Origin of the sequence: Paraburkholderia sp. RL17-347-BIC-D (genome assembly GCF_046027915.1) — a bacterium.
Taxonomy (GTDB): domain Bacteria; phylum Pseudomonadota; class Gammaproteobacteria; order Burkholderiales; family Burkholderiaceae; genus Paraburkholderia.
The window spans coordinates 1-518 of sequence record NZ_JARESS010000239.1; the positions used below are offsets into that span (position 1 = coordinate 1).

Below are 518 nucleotides of genomic sequence, written 5' to 3' on the forward strand. Positions count from 1 at the left end.
ACGACGCGCTCGGCCCTGTTTCCGCAGGTCAACGCGGGCTTTGAAGCATCGCGTCAACGCTCATCGATTGCTGGGCTGCCGACGCTGCCACCCGGCGTCAACCCCGTATTCAACGAATTTCAGGCGCCGCTGTCGGCCGCATGGGAGATCGATTTCTTCGGCAAGGTGAGACGTCAGACCGAGTCGGCGCGAGCAAGCCTGCTGGCAACTGAAGAAGGCCGGCGCGCAACGATCCTGTCGCTGGTGGCGTCGGTGGCCTCGTCGTACATCAATTTGCGCGACCTCGACCAGCAACTCTCGATCGCGAAGGCAACGACCGAAAGCCGTGCCGGCTCGGTGAAAGTATTTCAGGCACGGTTTGCAGGCGGCGACGTGTCGCAGATGGAACTCGCACAGAGCGAGTCGGAATACGAAGCCTCTCTCGCGACAATCCCGCAGATCGAGACGCAAATCGCCCAGCAGGAAGACGCGTTGTCCGTGCTGCTCGGTCGCAATCCCGGTCCGATTCTGCGTGGCCG

The 518-nt window shown here is 62.4% G+C and carries 1 protein-coding gene; it reads left to right on the forward strand.

Features of this window, described 5'->3' with window-relative positions; genetic code table 11:
• The coding region (locus P0D96_RS48365) for a TolC family protein (RefSeq protein ID WP_408321452.1) at positions 1-518 on the forward strand (518 nt) is incomplete at both ends.